The organism is Photobacterium chitinilyticum (assembly GCF_004104355.1).
GTDB classification, from domain to species: domain Bacteria; phylum Pseudomonadota; class Gammaproteobacteria; order Enterobacterales; family Vibrionaceae; genus Photobacterium; species Photobacterium chitinilyticum.
This window is the reverse complement of sequence record NZ_RJLM01000093.1, coordinates 1-893: the sequence shown is the minus strand read 5'-3', so window position 1 is coordinate 893 and position 893 is coordinate 1. Positions and strand designations below refer to the sequence as shown.

The 893-nt window shown below is 41.4% G+C and carries 1 protein-coding gene; it reads left to right on the top strand.

The features are described from left to right. Positions 1-161 precede the first annotated feature (161 nt). The gene (locus tag EDI28_RS25960) at positions 162-656 is read left to right on the top strand and encodes a GNAT family N-acetyltransferase (protein WP_128786699.1); all 495 of its coding nucleotides are present in this window, start codon (positions 162-164) and stop codon (positions 654-656) included. Positions 657-893: the final 237 nt, after the last annotated feature.

Here is an 893-nt window from a genome sequence, read left to right as displayed (position 1 = left end):
GAAAGGCTTTCGGCCAGGTATGATCGTATTAACGGATGGAGTTGCATAACAAAGGTATCAAGGTGACTTGTTTGATTCGGCGGTTTTGGTTTGGAGTTCAGTGGGTTTGGTGAGTTGGTCGTGGCGCACCTTATCCCAGGCGTTATGCACTAAGAGGGAATATGGAAATAGTATTAGCTTCATCTAAATACGAAAATGAGTATTGTGAATATGTGCTTGAATGCCATAGGCATGGGATTGAGTTATATAGTGATGCTGTGAGTGACCCCAAATCATATCTTCAAAGAGTTATTGCTAATTCGGAAGGGCGGATGCTGCCCGAAGGTTGGGTTCCTATGTCGACATACTTTTGTATAGAAAATGATCGTATTCTCGGGGCCATAAGAATTCGTAAAGAAAACAATGACTATATTCGTAACGTTATTGGGCATATTGGTTACGAAACAAGACCATCTGAGAGAGGGCGGGGTGTAGCGAAAGCCCTTCTATTATGGCTTAAGGAAAATCAGTTAATTACAGAAGCCATTTTGATCTGCTCATCTGACAATGGTGCATCACGAAGCGTAATAGAATCATGTGGTGGGATTCTATTAAAAAGCGATGATTGCAATAATGAGTATAAAAATGATTTAAGATTCAAACTATTGCGTGCATAACAAAACAATCAAGGTGATGCATTACACTCGGCAGTTTTGGTATGGAGTTCGGTGTACTTGGCTGGTTCAACGTGGCACACCTTATTGTAGGCGTTATGCACCTAGAGCCAAGATTTTCAATGGTAGAAAATTCATCGCTTTTTTCCACGATTTCTCTGGCCATTCGTTTGCCGAAAGGCTGCCTGTAAGTCCGAAGATAAGTAGGTTGTTGTTATATTTGCTGCCTTGAAGTCTGGC